This is a genomic window from Shewanella sp. MEBiC00475, from assembly GCF_005234075.1.
Classification (GTDB): Bacteria; Pseudomonadota; Gammaproteobacteria; order Enterobacterales; family Shewanellaceae; genus Shewanella; species Shewanella polaris.
Window position 1 is genome coordinate 3,714,939 of record NZ_CP039928.1, and the last position, 22,676, is coordinate 3,737,614.

Sequence of the window (22,676 nt, forward strand, 5' to 3'; positions counted from 1 at the left end):
TACATTCCAGACCCAGTATTGATTCTTTTGAAATAAGTGATGAACTGTCGATGGGTAGCTGTTTATAAAAGGCCCGAATTCAACTCTAGCTGTTTATCTATTTAATCTTCGTATTCAAATAAAAAAAGCAGGTAAGAGTTGCCTCATTACCTGCTTTTTTATCAATCGACATTAAGGTTACACCAATCAACTCGGGAAGAAGTCGATAGCCCAGATAGTGGTCATTACCGCGACTTTTTCTGCTGGGAAGCTGATAGAGCGTAATACCAAGGTTAATTGGCGCTCTAATTTGGCGTTATTTAGTTCGCTTGAGTTAATCGTCACTTTGCTCACATTGCCATTAGGTTGGATGACAATTTCAAACATCACTTTGCCTTTTAAGAACGGATCTTTTCGCAGTGCGCGATTGTATAACGAATAAAGCCGAGACTTATTGGCCTCCAATGTACGCCTAAGTGCCGCTTCTGAACGTTGTCCATTTTGACTCGCTTGGCTGGCTTTTTCAGAAACGGCCCCTTGGCTTGCCAATACTTCCTCTTTTGCTAAGCGAATTTGTTGGGTTTCGTTGCCTGTTAACGACCCCGAAGCAACAGTTTTACTGATAGTTGATTTTGCCAAGCTGTCAGTTTGTTTATTGGCCGCACCAGCTAATAAATCACGTTTTACTTTGACTTCTTGAGACGTGGTTTGGTCAAGTTTACGTTGCGCTGTAGGTTTAATATCAAATGCTTCGCGCATTGAAAAAAGCTCATCTTTCATCGCCGCTAAGCCTGATGTGCTGGCTTTCTTTTTTGCAGCGTCACGAGTTATCGGTTGAACAACTTGAGGTTTTACAGCTTGTTCAACAGGCTTTTCGGGTGCCTTTTCTTCTGGTGGTGCAGGCTCAGGTTCAGGCAATGGTTCAGGTTCTGGTGGTTTCACCTCAGGTTTGACTGGTGGAGGTAACTGCTTTTTTTGCAAGATGATTTTGGCTAATTGCGGTGGCACTTGCTCTTTCACTTCGCGCGGAACTTCAACTTGTTCAAGCATAGGAACGACCACCGCCAATACTAGATAAACCAACAGCAACAACCACAAAATTTGTTTGTACAGTTTGTCTTGTTTACTGGGTTTAAATAAGTCACCTAAGTCATTAAAGCTATTATTAGTTTGCCCGCTTAGTCCACCTGATTGTAGGGTTGCAGCTGTCATATTAGCCCTCACCATTAGCTTTTTGGGCTAGATGCTCAACGGCTAAAGAAATGTCACGATAACCCGTTTGAGCACATGCGGCCATAATTTGCTTTAGCACCACATAAGGTGTGGATGCATCGCCAATAATGGTTACTGCACGGCCATTTTGTTGCTCGGTTTCGCTTAGTTCAATACGTTTACTGGCTTGATAGGTTAACTCTGTGGTTAAGGTGCTAATAAACTCAGGGTTTTCTTGTTCGGTTAAGCCCACTCCATCTGGGCCTTTTTGCCATATTGCGCGTTCTTGCACTAATACTGTGTCTGCTAATACGGTAATCACCAGATTTTCGACTGGCAGGGCTTCTGCCACCGACACTGGTAAAGTCATCTTGTCGATGTTTTGCAGTACTCGCACTTCAGATTGATTCACGATTAAGAAAAATACCAAAATGGTAAATATGTCCATCAACGCCACTAAGTTGAGCTTACTGCCGTTTTTTAAGCGCTTGTGATGTTTGCCTAATCTGCGACTTCTTGCCGATTGCTTCATCATTGTTTGGCTCCTATTGGTTTTCCAATAGTGGCTTGCGTCGGTGGGGCGATATCTGCGTCATTAACGGCAGGTGCATCACCTAATGAGATCATCGGAAACAGTTCTGCATCAACCAAATTGGCTGCCACTACCGCTTTAAATGAGCGAACTGTGTCCATGGCTGACACTATCGTTTGGTAGTCAATAGCAGGATCGAGTAACAATACAATGTCATTTTTTTCAATATCTTGCTGTTGAAATGTCAGCTTTAAGTCTTGCAGATAAACAGACAATGCGGCGAAATCATAACCGTTATCAGTCAGTTCAAAACGTTTAAGTGACATACCTGCAGGGTAGTTTAATTCTAAGCGAGCAGGGGTAATCACTAATTCGAGTATTTTGGGTTCTTGATCATCTTGTGCTTGCTCAGCTTCAGACAATACTGGCAATTGCAGATTTAAAATACGCACTTGTGAGAACACCAAACTCAGCAGAAGTACTGGCACTAACACGATCATCAAATTCATGAATGAGGTGATATCCAGTTCTGCATCTTGGGTATTAGGGCGACGACGGCGTCTCATACTCATTAGCCTCGGTTATTATCCGGTTACTTGTTAAATGACAATGAATTAAGCAGTTTGATGCCTGCCATTTCAATCGAGTCAACGATGGTTGCCGTTTTAGTTTGTAGGCTTGAGTGAAATAAAATCAGCGGAATGGCAGTGATCAAACCAAATGCGGTGGTGTTCATTGCGACCGAAATACTTGAAGACAATAAGTTAGCTTTTTCAGCAGGATCTGCGCTTGCAACGGCCGAGAACGCCGCAATAAGCCCCATAATAGTACCTAGCAAACCTAATAATGTAGCGATGTTGGCGAGAGTGGCAATAAAGGGTGTGCGTTTTTCAAGACGTAGCATATATTCCATCACGGTTTCTTCCATGGCATATTCAACATCTTCACGTCGACTTGCGCTGGAGATACGTGCAATACCTGACTGTAATACATCAAAAACTGGCGCTTTGTTGTTTTGCGCTTGTTGGCTGATGGTATCGATATCACCAGTTTTTAGGGCATTTTTAATCAGTGCAAAAGCCTTCTGATTACTACGATGTGCTGAGCTTAAATATAACCAGCGTTCGATTGTAATGGCCAAACCGACCACTAATACCAAAGCAATAGGGTAGATAAATGGGCCGCCATTTTGTAAAAACGCAATGATATGGTCGGTAAAGCTCATGTGATGTTCCTTCTCTTTTTTGTTGTAGTGAACACAAGGCACTAATGGCTACATGGGTTCAGTTATCTTGTTTTATTGACTGCTTACTCAGGTTTTTGGGATCATTTATTGCTTAATTTACGATCTAACTGTTGGTCTAATTAATGGATCAAATTATTGTTTAGTTTGTTGGCCGTTATCGGCAAAATCTCTCACTTGTTGCCTAAATATTTTAGGGTTAATGGGTTTAAATTCTGGCAAGGTTAGCTGCATGTCTTGGTTGTTAATATTTATTGGGTTGGTGATCCCTTGCCACGGCATAATATAAAGCACTTTGGGTTGCTCTTGTGAGCCGGTCACTTGGCTTTGGATCACCACAGGTTTGTTGCTTGTGGGTTTCACTGTTTGTTGTTTTTCAGTGTCATCATTGGCAACCACCTGAGCAGAGACACTCAGTAAACTGACGGCTAAAAACAGCGGCAATGTGCCAAGACGACACCTTGCTTGAAACACCTTTTTCATGGTCATCTTAGCCTGCTCCATTAGCATTGTCGGGTAATGTTAACCCAGCGCGTTGAATTTTAATTTCCACGCCAGCGAGCCAACGCTTGGCTTGTTCATCATTTGGTTGGTTAACCAAATAAGCCAGGTAGTATTGGCGTGCTTGCAGCAGCTTGCCACGATATAACTCTAATAATATCGCCAAATTTAATTGCGCTTGTGGGTATTGTGGCCACAGTGTCAACGCTGTTAAGTAACCTTGCTCGGCCTTATCATACTGGCCTTGTCGCCTTGCGATATTGGCTTTTATTTGATGCGCATATGGATTGTTATTATTAACCGCTATCGCTTGTGCAAGCAGTGCATCAGCTTGATCTAATTGCAGCTGATCCATCGCGATGATGGCTTTATTCACATACGCGCCCGACAACTGAGGCTGGGCTGCAATCACTTTATCAAACAAACTATTCGCTGCTTGCCATTGCAGGTTTTTCATGTGGCTAATGGCTTGCTGATATTGACTCAATACCGATGCGGGCACATCGGCTAAACGTTGTGAGGCTTGTTCAATATACACATTACGGTTATCGGTTGAACTTGCACTGCTACTGGTGCTGTTATTGGCACCTTTTGTATTTAGGTTAACTAAGTCGACAATGTTTTTGTCCATGCCATCTGGGCTTGGATCCGTAGTGATTTGTTTGTTCGTGCCGCTAGGTGACGAACTACAACCAGGTAACAGCATGAGTCCTAATAGCGCCATGAGTGCCACTTGCGGTGTCGATGAGGCAAATAATGACTTAATGGATAGCATCGATGACCTCATGAGTTAATTCAGATTTTTGGTATAAGGCTGGAGACATTTCAGCCAATCGATTGAAGCTTTTTTCTATCCATTGGTCGTATATATCTTCCCATGCGCGTTGAGTATTACTGACGTGGATTTCGATGGCTTTCTCTTCAAATGGGTAAGCCAGTTCTTCGATTAAGATCTCGTACTCTTCTAGCGCTAACTCGTCTAAGTCGCTAGGGCGTTGTGAGCTCATCATGTCGGCTGCAAGTTGGCGATACATTTCAGCGAGATTGTATGTCGCATGAGGTACGTATTTAGCCAATTGAAAATCGAGCACTTGTTGATAGTAACCAATGGCTTTTTTCATCGCATCTTGTTTGCGCTTTAAGCTCTTTTGCAATGGTGCGTTGAGTTTTATTGCCACAAAACTGCGTTGTTCAGCTTCAGCCAAGGCAAACGCCGCGATGGAGGCGAGTTCAATTTGGCGAGCTTGAATGGCATTCGGGTCGAGTTGCAGTTGTTTGCGATCAAAGCTGAGTATTTGTCTAAACCAGTAATATTGTTTATTGGCTTCACCGCTTTGACGATAAAACTCACTCATTTTAAAGCGGACTTCTTGTGCCACATCAAACGGTTGAGGGTAGGTTTTTGCATATGTTCTAAAGGTGCTGAGTGCGTTATTGTTATCGCCTGCTTTTAAGTAATACTCCGCCGCGGTGTATTGAGCTTCACGTTTTAATGGTCCGGGCTTTTCATTGGCGACAATGATTAAAAGCTGCTCGGCGGCCAAGTCCCATTGAGAAAGTGCTTCGTAGGACTGGGCTAATTTGGCCGGAATAATCGCGCTAAACTCATGGTTTGGATAACGTTGTTGAAACGGTTTTAATACGTCGACCGCTTCTTGCCAGCGTTGTTGTTCCAGCAATAAGTTTGCTGCGTCGAGTTCGGCATTAACTGCATATTTTGATTCGGGCACTGCCTGAGCGACTCGTAATAATTGACTCACGGCTAACTCTGGTTGTGTTTGTTTAACGGCTTGCGCTTGGAAGTAAATGCTTGAAGCTAACAGATTACGCATTTCAGACCATGAGTCTGTGCTCTTGTCTGTGTATTGCAGCGCTAAAATGTAACCTTCTTCAGCCTGAGCGTATTGCTCTTGCTGATACAAGCTATTGGCATAAAGCTGGCTGACAAACTGCACTTGCTTGCGGGCAGAGTCTGACAATGGCGTCGCGGTTTGCACTGAGCTTGCCGCGTCATTGAGTGTGTTAATGCCGTGGGCTTGTAATACAAAATCAGTAAAATATTTAAGGTCTGTGTAGTGTTGAGCATCAAACGAATATTGGGCGGCATTACTGGCTAACTGTAAGGCTCGCTCATCTGATGGGTATGTATTGATGAATTCTTTATCTAACTGATTACGTTGTGAAATGAGTGTATTGTAATCATCAGTATTGCGTTGTTCATTTTGGTTTTGATTTTGTTGGCTTTGTTCATGTTGCGAAAGGATATTGCGTACCGTGACGGTTGTTGCGTAAGCCGATTGCTGTTGTATCTTGTGCAAGGCCGCAGAGGTTGCTGTAGCGTCATAGGCAATGGCGTAATAACTGGCAAGTGCTTGCTGATATTGTTTGGCTTCAAAATTGGCGTCAGCAAACAAGTACTCGTCATTAAGAATATCTTTAGTGAGTAACGTGCTGGCTTGAGGTAATTTGGCCAATTGTAAATAGGTGTTTAATGCGCTGGCAGCCTGTGCGAAAGCGCTAACCCGTTGTGCGCCTTGTTGAGTTTGCGCATCGGCATACAAACGGCGGCTATGCTCGTCACTAAAGCTAAGCAGTTGTGGTAATAACTCTGCTTGCTGCGCTGTGCTGGCATTTACCCAAAAAGTGCTGCTAAGACCATATTGATTAACATAGTCATTTTTAAGTTTATGCATTGAAGCAAATTTACCCTGACCTTGGTAGAGATCAAGCAACTTTAGCGAGTAACGTGCTGACCAAATATTGTCGGGAGCCAGTGCAATGTAAGTTTGATAGGTTTGTTCAGCGTCATAATCAAGTTTTTTGTCGAGCAAGAATTCAGCTAAATTGGCAAATAATACATGTTGATATAGACCAAGATAAGGCAGCGATTGATTGTCATTAACCAAAGTCAATAATGATTGTGATTGCAGTTGTTGGCTTAATGAAATGCTCAATACTCTTTGGGTATCAATCGCCAAATTTTGTGCGCGACTGCCGAGTTTTTCAAAGGTAAAGTTGTCGGACGTTAAGTTTGCAACATCACTATTACTTTGTTGGCTGGCCACTAATGCTTCAAATACTTGCAAGAATGCTTTGTCGGCATTGGCAGGTCGATTGAGTTTAAATTCAGACCAACCGAGCATATATAAACTGTTCAGTCGGTATTTTTGATTATGTTGAGCGGTTAACACTTTCTTATACGACTGAATCGCCGCAGAGTAATTTTGCAAATTATAATAGATTTCACCACGTCTGAAGTTAAGCTCGGCGAGATAAGCAGTTTGCGGATAGTGTAACAATAGTGATTCAACTTCAGCCAGACTAGCATCTAACTTGCCTTGTAAATCGAGCGCTTTAGCTAATTGATATTGTATGTGCTCGTTTTCAGGTCGCTGTGGATATCGCTGCAATAATTGTCGATATTCGGTGATTAATTTTTGCAGTGCGGCATCGTTTTGAGTCAACTGTGCTAATACTTGGCTATCTGTCTGCGACTCGTCATCTAAGTCAGCATAAGATTGTGTTTCAAATGATTCAGTATTGATTTGAGCTAAACGATATTCAACGTGCGTCCGGATTTCAGGATCGGGCTCAAGTGTCAGCAGTTGCTGATAAATACTGGCCAATGCGACACTGCGTTGATTTTGGGTCATTTCAACACTCGCCACGGTTTCGTTGCTGCGTTTGTTGGCCAAGTCGCCTAAACTAGTGCGTTTGGCTTGTTGATCGTAATCAGCCTGACCGCTGCTAAAACAACCTGATAATGCAATACCGCTTATTAAGATTAATGCGCGTGATAAATAAGCCGATGCTGACATTAGTACGCTCCTTGTGCAGCTGACTCACCTGCGGTGGAATCACTTTCAGTCGATTCATTTACCGCCGTTTCGTTTACTGAAAAGGGACTGATTGGCGCAGTGTCTGCTTGTGACATTTGCTCTAATACATTTGCCATCTGATGGCGAGTGGTGAGCAGCAGCTGTTGTAACGTATATTGCTGTTGCTGGGTAAAGATGCTGATTTTCCCACGAATATCTCGGTCGGTTTTATCACGCAGTCCGGTAATATTAAGGTTCATGCTGTTAATGTCGGTTTGGGTTTGTTGTTGACGTAACTCAAAGTCAGACAACAAACGTGTGTTACTCGACAATGCACTAAATCGACTGGCTTGTACTTCAAGCTGTTCAAGTTGCTTTGTTAATTGCATAAGGCTTTTTTTATGTTGCCAAAGTCGTTGTGGCAATGTTTGCTGCAGCTGCCAATGCAATACTCCTTTAACCTTATCAAGTCTTTGTTGTTCATCGTCGATATTACGTTGAGGTGCCAATTTAGTTAACGTGGCTTGGCTGGCATCAATACGGTCTATCCATTGTTGCTGGCTTTGGTCGGCAAACACTTGCCCATTTTGCTCTGCTTCAGCTTGTTCAATAATCTTCACAATACGTTGTTTTTGCTCGGTGATCGCATTAATAATCTCTGTGTAAGCGAGCTGTTTTTGCTGTTCAATAACGTTTGCTTGGCGTTGAGTGTTGAGCGCTAAAGTGTCTTTTAACCATTGACTGTTAATCTGTTGTTTTTGCACATTGTCGCTAAGTAAATCTAGGTTTAGTAAGGTTTGATAATCGGTCGCTAATTGCGGTTCATTTAAGGCTTTTTTTAACCAAGGTGAATCAGTGCTAAAACGCTCGGTAAGAATAAGTTCTAACGCGTCAGACTTAGGCGCTAATGATGGGGTTTGTTGAGCAAGCGTCTTACTGGCAAAATCAGTGACATTGTTAATATTGCTAAATGCTTCTGCAAACAGTTTAATATCGGCAATCTTTTGTAAATACACTTGTTCAGCTTGCTGATATAAGGTTAATCCTTGGGCTAAAGATTGCTGCTCACTGACTTGTTTCGCATTTAACAACGCGGCTTGCCAAGCTAAATTTGAATAGGGGTATTGCTGCTGCAATAGCGTGAGTAATTTAAATGACATGTCATAGTGCTGTTGTTGCTGGGCCGAGTAGGCAAATAAAAACAAAGCGGATTCAGCGTAAGGGCTTTGCTCAGGAAAGTCGGCCAGTTCGTTATAGGCTAAATCGTATTGTTTATTGGCAACATACAACTGAGCCAACAGTAACTTTGCATAATCATTGACGGCTTGTTGTTGCAACAAGGCGTCCTTAACTTCTGGTAATAACTCGTCGTTATCGTCAAAAATATTGGGTTCAGCAAAAGGGTTAAACACTTGCTGCCAAAAATTAATCTTGGGTGGCTGCCATTGTTGGCTTTTAAGCTCTATTAATATAGGTTGTGCTGCACTGTATTGTTGCTGCTTCATATGCAGCAACGCCTGGTTTAAGGCGATGTAGGCGGCAGATGAACTTGTTGGTGGCTGGTCATCTTCTGATGTTGATTGTTGCTGTACTTGCGCGGTTAACGGCGGCGCATCTGGCCAATAAGCTAATTGATTTAACACATGATATTGTTCGACATAATCGGGGAGTAATATGGTAATTCTGCCTAGTGTGAGTTTGGCCGCATCAATATCGCCTTGCTCAATTTGTTGTTCGCTGAGTTGCAACAAAGCGATCAATAATAATTCGGTTGGCGATGTGGCTGACTTCGTTTTGCTGCTATTGGTATTAGTACTGGTATTCGCTGTGGTTTTGGCCGTAGCATTCGCTTGCTGTTGTTCAAATTGCACCAAGGTTTGGGTGGCTTGATCGTGTAAGCCTATCGACACTTGTAGTCCGGCTTCGAACAATTGGCTACGATCAGAATCGATGCCTTTGTGTTGGCGGTTGAGGCTAATTTGCCTTAAAGCAGCGCCATAATCACCGGCAAAATAAAAGTACAATGATTGACGGTAAAACTTATCTTCTAAGTCTGTTTTAGCTGCCGTTGCCTCCATTGAGTCCTTCACAGCGTGTTCTGCAGCTTGAAGGTCAGCCAAGTGCAAGAGTGCCAAGCAACTGCAAAACATGGCGGCACAGCCGAAACGTCGTGTGAGTCGGTTACTGATGTGAGCTAGCTTAACGCTAAGTGATTGAGTATTAACAGCCATTGTTGTTTACAATACCCACTGTTCGACTTTGATATCAGCACGATAGCTTGATTCACTGTCTTCGACTTTGAGTTCTATCATTACCGTTTCATCGGTTTTATCAAAACTATGGCTAATGGCTCGTTGCACAGTGCGGCCTTCGGCATCGTTGCCGGTAAAAATAGCCGTTAGTTGGTGAGGACCCATTTTAAGATTACCCAAGTAAATACGTTGAATTCCACCTTGCTCTAGTGCTTTACGTTGACGTTCGGTATATAAAAAACCACTGACATTGTTGTCGTCAATTTTTAACTCGACACTGTCGAGTTTTAGAAAACGCCCCACATCAACCGATACAAACACTGCAATTTGGGTGCTGGCAGGAAACAACAAATCTTCTTCTAAAATAAATAAATCGCGATTGAGTTTTAGTACTTGGCTTTTAATGTCTTCAAGCTCGCTGGCTAATGCGCCATTGCCTTGTTTGGTCTCTTCAGCTTGGGCTGGTAATGCAAATAAACCTGCAATAAGCACAGTTGCTGCGAAAATCTGTGTTAAAAAAGTACCCCATTTACGGTCGGTCGTCATAGTTATGGCCTTGGCAATTACGTTGTTAAAAGTATCAATATTTAGGGCTAGCAATTAAAAATACACGCTGACAAAAGCACGGATGACATTGGCAGAGAACCCATAAAACGGTTCGTTGCCCACTCCGCCATCTGCAGTAGGATCCCTAAAGTTATTGTATTGAAAGTCAATATAATCCCATTGAAGCGATGCTTCCGAGCGAGTGTCGCCAAACGATACCGAGGCGGGTAATTGATAGGTAATGCCAACACCGTAAGTAATGTCACTAAAGTCACTGAGTTCTTTGTCGCGCGCAAGGTAGTTTTGTGCGTCGCGATAAGGAAACAAATCACTGTAAAATTCAGCTTGAGTTTGCTGGTAATAACGCACTTTAAATTCTAATTCGAGACTGTCGCCCAGCGGATGTCGATATCCAAGCTCTACATCACTGGCGGTGATTTCCCAGCTGTCGGTAAAGTGGCGGTAATGAAAAAACAAGGCAGCTCGATAAGGTAAAAAGTAACTGGCAGATAATTTTGCCGCAAACGAGTTGCGAGTTTCTGGATACACTTCTGCCTGATAAGCCACACCTGATGGAACGTTGTTGTCTACGTATCTCACCGTGCGATATGGATTATTTAAATAACCACTGTCGGCAATAGCTTCAACGTTAACACTCGCCGTAAGGTTGCGGGTTAACACTTGATTGATGCCAGCGCGGATACGATATTGCTCGCTTTGCTCTTCAAACTGGTCATCACCATTGCGGCGAATCTCATTATCGCCATAAGACAAACCCAGATTTAAATTGGTTAAATCACCAAAGGTGTCTTGTGAGACATTGATGCTAAATGATTGCGCTAAATAATCGTCTTCATCACTTTGGCGCAGGTTAAACGACATCAAGGTTTTGTCATGCAGGTATTCAACCCCAAATTGTCCTTCGTTACGCTTTTCTGTGTAAGCACTGGCAGTGCTGATAACATCTACCGATGCAGATGAAATACTGTCTAAATAATAATATGCGGTAAATGCGACAGATTCAGAGGTCTTTTTTCTGAGTAATACAGACGGGCCATCAATGGTCATGCCGCCGCCTTCGTAGCTGTGATACAAGACGTCAGCACGATCAGGGTCGAGCACCGCAGCTTGGACAGACAAGCTCGTCATACTGACAAGTAGTACCGCCAATAACTTAACGCCTTTATTGATAAAATTAGTTACAGCCACAACCACCACCTCCGGTTCCTTCTGCGCCACGGGCCGATTCACGACCTTCAAGTACGTGAGCCATATGCATGCTGGCACTGGGATGACGATTTAAGCGCATTATGGGGTCGGCTAAATTTTGGCGCTCGTAAGGTTTAACCCAAGGTTCAATGCCCATACTCGTGCAACCACTCAAAGTAATTAAGCTTAATAGCGCAATGCAATTAAGCGATAAAGCAGTGATACGAGGAGATAAGGTTTTTTTCATCAATTTACTCCCTTATCAGCTGTTTAATGGCCGCAGCATACTTTTTATCAAAGCCGTCTTTATAGCCTTGAAATATAAAGCGCACATTACCATCGCGATCAATAATCACAGTGGTTGGCATGGCTTCAACTTGATAGGTCTTAGACAAAGAATTGGTTTGGTCGAAAAATATCGGAAAACGTAAATCAAGATCGGCTAGAAAGTCTTTGCCTGCTTGATTTTCCTGTTCAACATTAATGCCCCAGACTTGAACGCCGAGGTCTTGATACTTGTCTTGTAATTTTTGCAAAACCGGCATTTCTTTACGGCATGGTCCACACCAAGATGCCCAAAAGTTGATCAAGATAATCTCGCCACGTTGCTCGGCTAAATTGAGGTTAGTCCCTTGCTGGTTTTTTAAGGTGAAGTCGGGTGCAGCTTGGCCAGGCGTGAGCGCCTGTACCTGCATCGACAACAATATTGCACCTAATGTAATAAGACATTTACCACTAAATCGACTGAACAACATTGTATTTCCTTATTGGTTTTTCACTTTTGCTACTCGAATATTCTATGGTCTCTTTTAACGACCGCTATCGAGGTGGATTAAAAATAGAACGACACACCCGTAGCAAAATTCAGGTTATGGGTTGTTTTAGACGCGCCAGTGACCTCGGTATTAAACAGGTAATCACTCATGCTTAAATCCCATGCTATCCAGTCGGTTAAAAATACTCGGTAGTTTGCTGTGAGGTTGAAGGTAAATTGCTCGTCACCGGCAAACTCGGTACTGCCGCCACCTAATTCGATTGAAAAGACACTGTTAAACACCGTGTCTTTACTGAAAAAGATTTCACCAGGCAGCAAGTTATAACCAATGTTTAAGCCGTAATAAGTTAACTCGCGCTCATCGTCAGTTAACAAAGGGGCTGCGTTAGACAGTTTTTCAAAACTGGTTTCACCTGCTTTGGCTTGAGCATAGCGAGCTTTGACATAAAAGTGCTCGCTGATGTGGTAACCCACATGGGCACTTATCCAAGGATTTGATTCAAAATCCTCAATTGACAAAATACCGCCTTGAATACCCACTTCAAAGTTTTCAGTATCAATCACATCATCAAGCACTGTTCGACGTTCTACATCGGCTTTGACTGTGGTTGGAACATCGTCTGCTGCAAATACTGCTGAGCTTGGCGTTAATGCGGTCAGCGCTAAGGTACTAGCGGTGAACAAAGGCATTAAAAAAATACGCTGAATCCTATTTTCCATGTTTGGATCTCTTCATTTTCATCTCGGTCGGTTAAGGCTAACGAGAGTTTATATTCGGCTCGTAATAAAAAATTACGTGCAAGGTGATATTTAATCCCAACCGCAGCACTCATTAAGGTGCTGCGACGCGATTCGGTGTCGGCTAACACACTATGGGGCTCGGTATTAATGATCCCCGCGCCAACGCCAATGTATGGCACTACGATTAAGTCGGGTAGAGGTTGGCTAAACAGCATGACTTCAAATACATCACTGTCTGAAATGCTCCCCAGTGCTTTACCCGCTGATATTTCAGCACTAAATACGGGGGTAAATGCATAGCCTGCATAGATATTGTAAAAATTGGCACCTTCTAAATCGCCGTACATGACACCGGCTTCTATTTGACGATTGATGACGTCTTGTTCTGTGATTAAATTGGTATCAATGGCTTGGCCATCTTGGGATAAACCTTTTAGGTTATCTTCATGAAACCAGCCTTCAACGCCACGTTTGTTTTGCACTTTTAACCAAGATGTACGCTTAAGCAGCACAGTGACTGTTTCGTTTTGTTCGATAATTGACACTACAGGGTAGCCAGCACTTGGCCCAGAATGTAGCTCAATAAAGGGCACCTCAATACGCAAACTTGGGTTGTCGTCGGCCTGCAACACTGGGCTTAAGCACAGCAATATCAGTAACAAAAAGGTGTTTCGTAAATATGTTCGCATAATTCCCTATCGCAAAGTCATGAAGCAAACCTATGGATTTGCTTGTGGCATGCTTTGTTAGTCCTGTGAATAAAATGGCGTGTTGTAATATTGCGCGCCAATGTCTAACCATTCATTGAGTAATTTGAGCTCATCGGCCGACAGCATATTTTGATGGGTAGTATTTGTCATCATCTCAAAAAACGTACTGCTTGAGCGAGCACCATTAGTCGACAAAATAGCGGGCACATTGACTGTCGTTAACATCGGAATGGGGTTACCGTCAGCGTCGAGAATAAGCTCACCGTTACTGTCTACTTGATAGACCACGTTGCCATCGGCATCGAGGACTTCAATTAATTTGTCGATTAAAATGCCGTCGACTTCTTCTTGCTCAACATCGTTAAATAACAGTTCACGATATGAGGTTAAGTGTGCGGCTTGATCGCTTGAAGGTGAATTGATTAACGACAACTGTCCCGCAGGCACTTGCGCCGTGCCATCGGCATCGACGATATTATGGCAAATGGTACAAGTGTTATCGGCAACGATTATTTGAGTTGTCTCGTCTATAACGGGTCGAGCTAAGTCCCACAGCGGTTGAATATGTTCAACATAATTAATTTGAATACGGCAATAGGGCGTCCAATTTTCAAAGCATTCGCTGCCATTAGGCGCTGGTGTGGCTAAATTACTGTAACTGTATTCAATATTTGGATTAACGGCAGACAATACGGGGTTAGTCCAAATATCTTGATATTTAATACTGTCGCTAAGCTCGGCAAGGCCATTCACCATTTCATCGGCTTCGGCCATGGTTTGTCCTTGCTCAGGAATGATATTGCTAGTGGCATTAGGGTAGGCTGAACCACCCGCGGCTCCTGGATTAATGCTAGCGGCTTGGGCGTCTAGTCGGCCATGAGGTAGTTGACTGTTAGCAGTATGGCAACCGGTACATTCTAAGGTTTCACCCGGCGTTAAGGTGATCCATTGACTGTGGCGTCCACCAATACGCTGACCATTGATGTCTAATATACTGATGGCTAACGGGATATTAGCAGGCACTTTTATTTTGACTGAACCATCGGGCTGAATTGGGCTATAACCGATAATCTCGCGCATCAGTTGGTTATTACTGCGCCCAAAATCAGTATTGGCAATATCTCTAACATCGTCTGGTGGCATGGGAACGCCACGAACGATACGCAAAAAACGTGCTGGCAAATCTACCGCGGGTGTTTGCGACGGGTCGCTAAGGAGAGTTAACCCGCCTGCGCTAGTTGTGCTGTCAACGCCATCAAAGTCATAAACGCTACGAATGTGGATCGAGCCGGCTAATTCTTGGCTAAGCTGTGAATCGAGTTCGTTGCCAACAACTTTGTCTGCTATAAAGGTTTTCGGCAGTGCGCTAGGTTGCATCACTACCGATTCGGTTAACACTGTCCCTTGAGTGGTGCTGGCAACTAACTGTTGAGTGTTGTTGGCATTATTGAGTAGCCATAACTCGTATAGTGGATCGGCCTGAATCAGATTATCGTCAGCGAGTTGCTCCGCGGTAAATTGGCCGCAGGCACGGATGATGTCATTAACGACTACACGGCACAGATCCCAACTCATTAAGAAGCGCTGACTGTTATCGGGTAGCGGGTATAAATGATTGATTCTACCTGTTTCTGATAATGCGGCAGAAAATGAGAAATTAAATTCCGATAACGTGGCGTCTGTAATCGCTTCGCCTTGTGCGCCAGAGTTGGCAGTGGCTTGCTGAGCGTCAATGTAGTCATCAATATTAATCAGCACCGGGCGCTTTTGAATTACGGTGTCATCCTGTGATGTCAACAACATCAATATCTCGCCACTAGCTACTTGTTGTGGCTTGATGAAATCAATCGGCTCGGCTTGGCCGTCAAGGGTCAATTGATGCGAATGCCAGCCAAATACTAATTCGTTTTCAGTTCCGTCTGGATTCATACGGTACAGGTTAATACCATGGTCGCCGCCCATACGGTCCCAGCGGCTGTATAAAATCTTTCCGCTTTGCAGTACCAATGGGTAAAAGTCATGGCTTAAGTTAAAGGTTAACTGCTTAATGGCGCTGCCGTCTGGGTCCATTACATGGATATTGAAGGTTTCATTAGCGCGGCTTTCATCTAATGCTGTGTATTGTGGTTTACCTTCATCAAGCAAAATGGCTCGAGATAAACGTTGTCTGGTTGATGCAAATATAATTCTGCCGTCTGGCAAAAACGCAGGCATTAGGTCATTGCCTTGTTCAGCTGTTATGTCACTCGTGATGATTCTTTCTAAGGTTTCGCTAGCAACTGTATAACGCCAGATATTCCATTTAGGTTGTTCATCGTCGTCAACACCATCGATTTCTGGTGCGCGAATGGCCATAAGCAATTGTTGGCCATCGTCAGACACTGACAGATCGCGAATATCAATCAGCTGATCTTCTGCAAATAAGGAGGCTGTTAAATTCGTCGCAGGTGAATCAGCGAAGGCATTGCGTTTAATGAGTAATTGAGCGCCAGGATTAAAATAAGCAGGATTGAGGGATTGAAATTGTGCCGGTGTTTGATCGACCGCAGTTAAATTACGCTCAATATAAACCACAGGATATTCAACCAGAACAGGATCAGGCTGTTGATCTTTGATTGCTGTTTCGGTGTTACATCCCAATAACAATGCAATTACCGTAAACATCATAATGTTATAGCCAAAAGTCGGCCTCATTTGTTTTCCTTAACGATTTATTATTTTTGTTAGTATCATGGCAAAACCTGATGGCGCCTGACATTATTGCTTTCTAGAGCCAGTGTTTCAACACTTTTTATCAAATAGTTTGAATACTTTTTTTTGACGGGGTAGGTATTTTTTTTGACGTCAAGTAATTGGCTGTAAGTGTCAAAAAAATTAACAAAATTAAAACTTTTATTGTGAGCCGTTGAATGATTTAATCAGCACAATTCGATTTTCATCATGTGCAAACATCAATGTCAGTTCAATGTAAGGCAGTCAAGTGCTAACAAGGAGATAGTATGAAGCAACGACTTCGTACGATAAAAAGCCTCAGCTTATTATCTTATTATGGAAAAACAATGCATTCTAAGCAGGTTAGGAGTGTATTAGCACTTGGTGTATTTGGTCTTTTCTCGATCAATGCAGTAGCGGCCAGCTTAGAGCAAGCAAAACAATTGCATGACCGCATCGCTGGGGTTCCCGCTTCAGAAGCCACATTGCAAAATATGGCGGCATTACTTGATGATGGCAAATCCATCGAAGCCGCCTACCTCGCAATGGAAACGCCGGCATTTTATTCTACGACGTTGAAATTGTTCGCCACGCCGTGGACCAATATTGATCAAGACATTTTTGCGCCGTTAAATGACTATTCTGCCACTGTGATTGGTGCGGTTAGGGACGATGTTGATTTCAGAGATATTCTTCAAGCAGACATGGTGTATGTAGGTAAAAATAGTTTGAGCTTGCCCAGTTACAACCGCAACAATAATGACCATTATCAAGCGTTAGAAGACCAATTTATTGATTTAAAAGACGGCTTGGAGCGAACCACTCAATCGAGTGTGAATGGATTACCTGCTGACGCAACCGCTGGGGTGTTAACTAGCCGTGCCGCGGCGAAAGAATTTTTTTATTTAGGCACTAACCGCGCCATGTTTCGTTTTACCTTAATGAATCATTTGTGTACCGATTTAGAGCCATTAAAAGACAACACCCGCCCAACTGATCGTATTCGACAAGATGTGAGCCGCAGCCCAGGTGGTGACAGTCGTTTGTTTATTAATAACTGCTCAAGTTGCCACAGTGGTATGGATCCGCTGGCACAAGCGTTTGCTTATTATGAATATGAGTTTAACCGTGACCAAGATCCAACCGGTGAGGCTGGTGCGATAGTTTACAACACCAGCGGTCAAACCGACCCTGCCACCGGCACTCGAGTGCAAGGTAAGTATCATATCAATTCAACCAGCTTTCCTTTTGGCTATGCAACGCCAAACGATAAATGGAACAATTACTGGCGCGAAGGACCTAATCAAAAATTGGGTTGGGATAACAGTTTGTCAGGTCAAGGTAGTGGAGCTAAATCCTTAGGGCAAGAGTTGGCAAACAGCAATGCCTTTGCGCAATGCCAAGTCAAAAAAGTTTTTAAAACTGTGTGTTTACGAGATGCAGAAAGCCAAGCGGATATTGCACAAATTAGTGCCACTACGGCTTCTTTTAAACAGAATTCTTACCAACTTAAGCGCGTGTTTGCTGAAGTTGGCAACTACTGTATGGGAGAATGACCGTGAAATATTTAATGGCTAAAGGCCTTGTTATTGTCTCATTAATCTTGGGACTTTCTGCTTGTGGCGGTGGGGATGTTGAAAAAAATCCGCCTGCACAACAAAACCCGCAATCTGACGTGTATACCGGCCCCGCAGCGGCAACGGCTGATATTCAAAAATACAAAACATCATTGTGGGATAATATTTCAACCCAAGAAAAATGCGGTGCGTGTCATACAGAAGGTAATCAAGCGCCTTATTTTGCTAGTCGCAATGATGTAAATGATGCTTATGCCGCCACGAATCCATTGGTTGATTTAACCGACCCCAAAGCATCTCGTTTGGTTAGCAAAGTGGCTGGTGGCCACAATTGTTGGCTCGCCAGTGATTCAGCTTGTGGCGAAACCATGACTCAATGGATAAAATTGTGGGCCGATGAACGTGTTAGCAGTGCCAATACTATTGAGCTGACCGCACCGGTTATTCGTGATCCTGGTTCAAGTAAAAACTTCCCTGATGACAGCAGCCTATTTAGTCAGCACGTTTATCCCATCGTGAGTCAATATTGTGCGTCTTGCCATAACGAAGGCGTGCAAGCTGCACAGTCGCCGTTTTTTGCCAGTAACGACATTGAGCAAGCTTATGAAGCTGCTAAAGGGGTCATTAACTTAGATGATCCTGCGCAATCAAGGCTTGTTGTGCGGTTAGGTTCTGAGTTTCATAATTGTTGGAGCAATTGTGTAGACGACAGCATTGAAATGCGTGATGCGATTATAGCCTTCAGTGATGGCATTGAACTTGATGAAATCTCACCAGACATGGTGGTGTCAAAATCATTGCGTTTAACCGATGGCATTACCGCATCAAGTGGTGGACGCTTCGAAACTGACGTAATTGCTTTATATCAATTTAAAACAGGTGAGGGCAGCATTGCTTATGACACGTCAGGCATTTCACCCGCAGCCAACTTAAGCCTAACAGGTGATGTAGATTGGCTGGGCAGTTGGGGCTTGTCGTTTACTAACGGTAAAGCGCAGGCGAGTACGGCTAACAGTAAAAAGTTACATGATTTAATTACTGCCACTGGTGAGCTTTCTGTTGAAGCCTGGGTCACTCCCAATAATGTAACTCAAGAAGGTCCCGCCCGTATTGTAACCTATTCTGCAGGTGACGATGCTCGTAACTTTACCTTAGGACAAACCCTATATAATTATGATGTTATGCTTCGTACTGAAGCGTCAAACACTAATGGTGAGCCGGCCTTAAGTACGCCAGATGCCGATGAAGTATTACAAGCAACATTGCAGCATGTAGTGATGACCTATAATGCCACCGCTGGCCGCAGTATTTATGTTAATGGTCAATTAATTGATGTTGTCGATGAAGACATTGCGCCGCTGGCCAATTGGGACGACAGCTTTGCGCTTATTTTGGGCAAAGAAGCGTCAAACCAACATGTATGGCAAGGCGACATTCGCTTATTAGCTATTTATAATCGGGTGCTCGCACCTGAGCAAGTACAACAAAACTATAATGTTGGAGTGGGTGAAAAATTCTTTTTACTGTTCTCGATAAGTCATTTAATTGATCTTCCAAATACCTACGTCATGTTTGAAGTCAGTCAGTTTGATAACTACAGCTATTTATTCAGCAATGCAGCTATTGTGAACATTGATGGTACGCCTATTGCCGACAGTTTTGATATTAAAGGCTTACGTATTGGTATTAACGGTAAAGAAAGTGCTCAAGGTCAGTCTTATGCTAATTTGGACTTGTCTTTATCGGCAAGCCAAGCGATTGCTGAGCCGTTTTCAATATCTTCGCTGGGTACTATTATCGCCCTTGAAAAAGGTGCTAATTTGGATGAGTTTTTCTTAACCTTTGAACAATTGGGCGAACACACCAATGTGGTGTTACCTGGGGTATTTGTTACCCCAGCCGAGGTGCCTGCAACGACTCAGTCGGCCCAAGTTGGCGTGCGTAACTTTGCTGAAATCAATCACAGTATGAGTATGCTCACGGGCGTCGAACAACAATCGACCAAAGTTTTTGATACTTACCAACTCGTTAAGCGTCAATTACCGAGCCTAGAAAATATCGAAACCTTTATTTCAGCGCAGCAAATGGGCATTACCCAGCTTGCAATTGCCTATTGTGACACTGCGATTGAAGACAACACGATTCGTGGTAATTGGTTCCCTGATGTGGACTTTACTGCCGTGCCTAGTGTGGCGTTAAATGCCACTGATCGCGCTAATTTATTGAACCCGTTAATTAACCAACTTATGCCGTTATCGTTAGCAAGTCAGCCAAGTCAAAGTTCGGTATACAATGAACTTGATAGCTTAGTGAGCGGTCTGTCGGTTTGTAGTGGCACTTGTACTGCCGAACGTACCCGTACTATCGCCAAGTCTAGTTGTGCAGCCGTATTGGCCAGTTCCGTGATGTTAGTGCAATAGGGGGCGACAGTATGAAACGATATATAAAGCGATTGATACCATTAACCGCGCAGCATATAAAAACGGTTGTTGGATTGACCGTTTCACGATTAACGCATGCAACGGATGTAGCCTTAATACAGACACAAAAAGGATTCAACAATGACTAGACCTAAGCACCTTCATCCAGACAGTCCATTGTTGTTTGCTGACCATCGTAAACCGATGACTCGAAGAGATTTTATTTCGACAGGCCTGTACAAAGGGGGCGCGGCAGTTGCCGGTTTATCGCTATTTAGCATGTTTGCTAACCCTAATAAAGCCAATGCGGCGTTATCGCCTGATCTTGAAGCACTAAGAGACTCTTGTGGCATAAGCGTACAAGGGGCGGGGAAAATTCCGTTTATTAGTTTCGATTTAGCCGGTGGTGCTAACATTGCTGGCTCTAACGTACTCGTTGGTGGCGCTGGCGGCCAGCAAGATTTCTTATCCACGGCTGGTTATAACAAGCTGGGTTTACCTGGTGATATGGCTCCGTCTATTGCGAACCCCAATGCGGGAATGTCTGATTTTATTAATACTGATTTAGGGCTGGCGTTTCACTCTGACTCGGCTTTTTTACGCGGGATTTTAGAGAAAGTATCGTCAGATACCGCATCACGTATCAATGGTGCTGTGATCCCAAACCGTTCAGACAATGACACGGGCAATAATCCACACAATCCAATGTATGCCATTGCGGCAGCAGGGGCGAACGGTTCGTTAATGCCGCTAGTGGGGTCGCGTAATTCAGATTCAGGCGGCAATTCAATGGCGCCCACCAGCTTTATCGATTTAAGCAAACGGCCCACTAAAATTGACCGACCTTCAGACGTAACAGGTTTAGTGGATGTAGGTGATTTATTCAATTTATTGTCGCAACGTGATGCCGTGGCTGTAATGGAAAGTATTCAACGTATTAGCGCGCAAAAAATGGCGGCGGTGAACACGCAAGTTACCCGCGGTGATGTGATTAAAGATTTGGTTAATTGTGGTTATGTTAAAAGTGCCGATCTTGCCGACCGCTTTGGCGATCCATCAACATTAAACCCATTGTTAGATCCTGATATTGTTGGCCCTGGTGGCATTTTTGGGATTAATGAATTTGATTCAGAGTCTGAGTTCCAAAAAACCGCCTCAATCATGAAGTTAGTGGTTAATGGCTTTTCTGGTGCGGGTACTGTCACCATGGGGGGTTTTGACTATCACACTGGCGAGCGCGCCACTGGTGAGTTAAGAGATTTACGAGCTGGTCGCTGCATGGGCGCGTGTTTAGAATATGCTTCACGTCGCAATATGCCGTTAATGTTATATGTGTTTAGTGATGGTTCAGTTGCTAGCAATGGCCGCATCGATGACTCAATGGAAGGGCGCGGTAAAGGTGAGTGGACTGGCGATAATTCGTCAACAGGCGCGTCATTCTTTTTAGTTTACAATCCGTCTGGAAAACCACAGCTAATGGGCGGCAACACCGACCAAATGGCTATGAAACAACAAATTGGTTTTATGCGATCTGATGCATCAGTTGATACCGCGTCAGCGCCGTCGGCCAATAACGTTAACTTGTTAGTTGAAACCGTATTGCTAAATTATATGGCTCTACATGGCGAACAAAGCCAGTTTACATCAATTGCCCCAGGACAAGGATTAGGCAATGCCACTATGCTTGATTCGTTAACCGCGTTTCAACCAATAGTGTAGTGAATGTGTTTAGACTATAGCCTGCGGCCATCACCGTCGTGGCGCTTCGCTCACACCAGACCAAGAGGAAACCAACGGCTGTTCCCTCTTGGATCTCCCAACCGCCACATCAAAATTATCTGAGAAGCGATAATTTCGCGACGTGGTTAAATCCAGCTTCTGACCGCGTATTTAACCCTCTTCGTCCTTATTCGCTTACCGTGTTCCGCATGTCGCGCAATCTCAGGTTAGATGCCCGCTATAGTGCGAAGAGCTTAACGATCACGAAAGAGCATGGGGCAATCTCTTTCCAACTCTCATGCCTTTTGGCTACAGCGTATTAACCACTTCCGCTGTTTCATCACATAACGCACCTTATGCGGATTCACTGATGTTCATCATACTGACAGCCTAGCACTCACCCGATTTGTGGTTATCAGGAGGATCGTTCTCTCACGATTTAGATTCCGATTAGTCTATGACCAATCTTCGTTACATTGTCAGGCTCGCTACTTTATTCAGAGCCCTAGGTTCATCTGGTGATACAGATGGTTCACTCGTTAAGCGGTGAACAGCGCTTCATGCGACTTCACGTCGCACGCCCCATTCCTTGTTAGCCGAATTGCCAGAGCATGTCTCTAGTTTAGAATTTTAGATACATAAGCTAATGCTATGAGCTACACAAAAAATAGTTAGGTGACTATTCAGTGTAAAACCTAACGCCTTAATTCAATCAAATGGTTGTATTTAT

Annotated in this window: 18 protein-coding genes; 3 read left to right on the plus strand and 15 right to left on the minus strand. The window is 43.7% G+C overall.

Going from position 1 to position 22,676, the window contains the following annotated elements; translation table 11 throughout:
- Positions 1–186: 186 nt before the first annotated feature.
- From FCN25_RS16560 to FCN25_RS16630, 15 genes are all read right to left on the minus strand, one after another.
- On the minus strand, positions 187–1,191 hold the full coding sequence (locus tag FCN25_RS16560; RefSeq protein ID WP_175405891.1) for an AgmX/PglI C-terminal domain-containing protein: 1,005 nt from the start codon (positions 1,189–1,191) through the stop codon (positions 187–189).
- Position 1,192: 1 nt separating this feature from the next.
- Entirely contained in the window at positions 1,193–1,726 is a 534-nt protein-coding gene (locus FCN25_RS16565) for a biopolymer transporter ExbD (RefSeq protein ID WP_137226516.1), read from the minus strand.
- Positions 1,723–2,289, minus strand: a complete 567-nt coding sequence (locus FCN25_RS16570; protein WP_137226517.1) for a biopolymer transporter ExbD — start codon at positions 2,287–2,289, stop codon at positions 1,723–1,725. Before FCN25_RS16570 ends, FCN25_RS16565 begins: the two co-directional genes overlap by 4 nt.
- A 26-nt stretch (positions 2,290–2,315) precedes the next feature.
- Complete coding sequence (locus tag FCN25_RS16575; RefSeq protein ID WP_137226518.1) at positions 2,316–2,948, minus strand: MotA/TolQ/ExbB proton channel family protein; 633 nt, start codon at positions 2,946–2,948, stop codon at positions 2,316–2,318.
- A gap of 153 nt (positions 2,949–3,101) precedes the next feature.
- Positions 3,102–3,455, minus strand: coding sequence for a hypothetical protein (locus tag FCN25_RS16580; protein WP_137226519.1), 354 nt, complete (start codon positions 3,453–3,455; stop codon positions 3,102–3,104).
- A 1-nt stretch (position 3,456) separates the two neighbouring features.
- Positions 3,457–4,242 carry a tetratricopeptide repeat protein gene (locus FCN25_RS16585; RefSeq protein ID WP_175405892.1) on the minus strand — a complete coding sequence of 262 codons (786 nt, stop codon included), beginning with the start codon at positions 4,240–4,242 and terminating at the stop codon, positions 3,457–3,459.
- Positions 4,229–7,285 (minus strand): tol-pal system YbgF family protein, encoded by a 3,057-nt coding sequence (locus tag FCN25_RS16590; protein ID WP_137226521.1) that lies wholly within the window; start codon positions 7,283–7,285, stop codon positions 4,229–4,231. Before FCN25_RS16590 ends, FCN25_RS16585 begins: the two co-directional genes overlap by 14 nt.
- Positions 7,285–9,516 (minus strand): tol-pal system YbgF family protein, encoded by a 2,232-nt coding sequence (locus FCN25_RS16595; RefSeq protein WP_137226522.1) that lies wholly within the window; start codon positions 9,514–9,516, stop codon positions 7,285–7,287. Before FCN25_RS16595 ends, FCN25_RS16590 begins: the two co-directional genes overlap by 1 nt.
- Before the next feature lie 6 nt (positions 9,517–9,522).
- Positions 9,523–10,083: an AraC family transcriptional regulator gene (locus FCN25_RS16600; protein WP_137226523.1), complete on the minus strand. Its 561-nt coding sequence runs from the start codon at positions 10,081–10,083 to the stop codon at positions 9,523–9,525.
- A 54-nt stretch (positions 10,084–10,137) separates the two neighbouring features.
- Positions 10,138–11,292 carry a DUF3570 domain-containing protein gene (locus FCN25_RS16605; protein ID WP_254693665.1) on the minus strand — a complete coding sequence of 385 codons (1,155 nt, stop codon included), beginning with the start codon at positions 11,290–11,292 and terminating at the stop codon, positions 10,138–10,140.
- On the minus strand, positions 11,279–11,539 hold the full coding sequence (locus FCN25_RS16610; RefSeq protein ID WP_137226525.1) for a DUF4266 domain-containing protein: 261 nt from the start codon (positions 11,537–11,539) through the stop codon (positions 11,279–11,281). Before FCN25_RS16610 ends, FCN25_RS16605 begins: the two co-directional genes overlap by 14 nt.
- A gap of 4 nt (positions 11,540–11,543) precedes the next feature.
- Positions 11,544–12,047: a TlpA disulfide reductase family protein gene (locus tag FCN25_RS16615; protein ID WP_137226526.1), complete on the minus strand. Its 504-nt coding sequence runs from the start codon at positions 12,045–12,047 to the stop codon at positions 11,544–11,546.
- Between the two features lie 77 nt (positions 12,048–12,124).
- Positions 12,125–12,787: an outer membrane beta-barrel domain-containing protein gene (locus FCN25_RS16620; protein ID WP_254693666.1), complete on the minus strand. Its 663-nt coding sequence runs from the start codon at positions 12,785–12,787 to the stop codon at positions 12,125–12,127.
- Positions 12,757–13,497, minus strand: a complete 741-nt coding sequence (locus FCN25_RS16625) for an SH3 domain-containing protein (RefSeq protein ID WP_137226527.1) — start codon at positions 13,495–13,497, stop codon at positions 12,757–12,759. The genes FCN25_RS16620 and FCN25_RS16625 overlap by 31 nt, the downstream gene beginning before the upstream one ends.
- A 57-nt stretch (positions 13,498–13,554) precedes the next feature.
- A complete protein-coding gene (locus FCN25_RS16630; RefSeq protein WP_137226528.1) occupies positions 13,555–16,212 on the minus strand; it encodes a PD40 domain-containing protein in 2,658 nt (885 codons plus the stop codon).
- Between the two features lie 305 nt (positions 16,213–16,517).
- Between FCN25_RS16630 and FCN25_RS16635 the strand changes: the two genes are divergently transcribed.
- From FCN25_RS16635 to FCN25_RS16645, 3 genes are all read left to right on the plus strand, one after another.
- Positions 16,518–17,786 carry a hypothetical protein gene (locus tag FCN25_RS16635; RefSeq protein ID WP_137226529.1) on the plus strand — a complete coding sequence of 423 codons (1,269 nt, stop codon included), beginning with the start codon at positions 16,518–16,520 and terminating at the stop codon, positions 17,784–17,786.
- A 2-nt stretch (positions 17,787–17,788) separates the two neighbouring features.
- Entirely contained in the window at positions 17,789–20,227 is a 2,439-nt protein-coding gene (locus FCN25_RS16640) for a LamG domain-containing protein (RefSeq protein WP_254693667.1), read from the plus strand.
- Positions 20,228–20,368: 141 nt separating this feature from the next.
- Entirely contained in the window at positions 20,369–21,946 is a 1,578-nt protein-coding gene (locus FCN25_RS16645) for a general secretion pathway protein GspF (protein ID WP_137226530.1), read from the plus strand.
- The last annotated feature ends 730 nt before the right edge of the window (positions 21,947–22,676 follow it).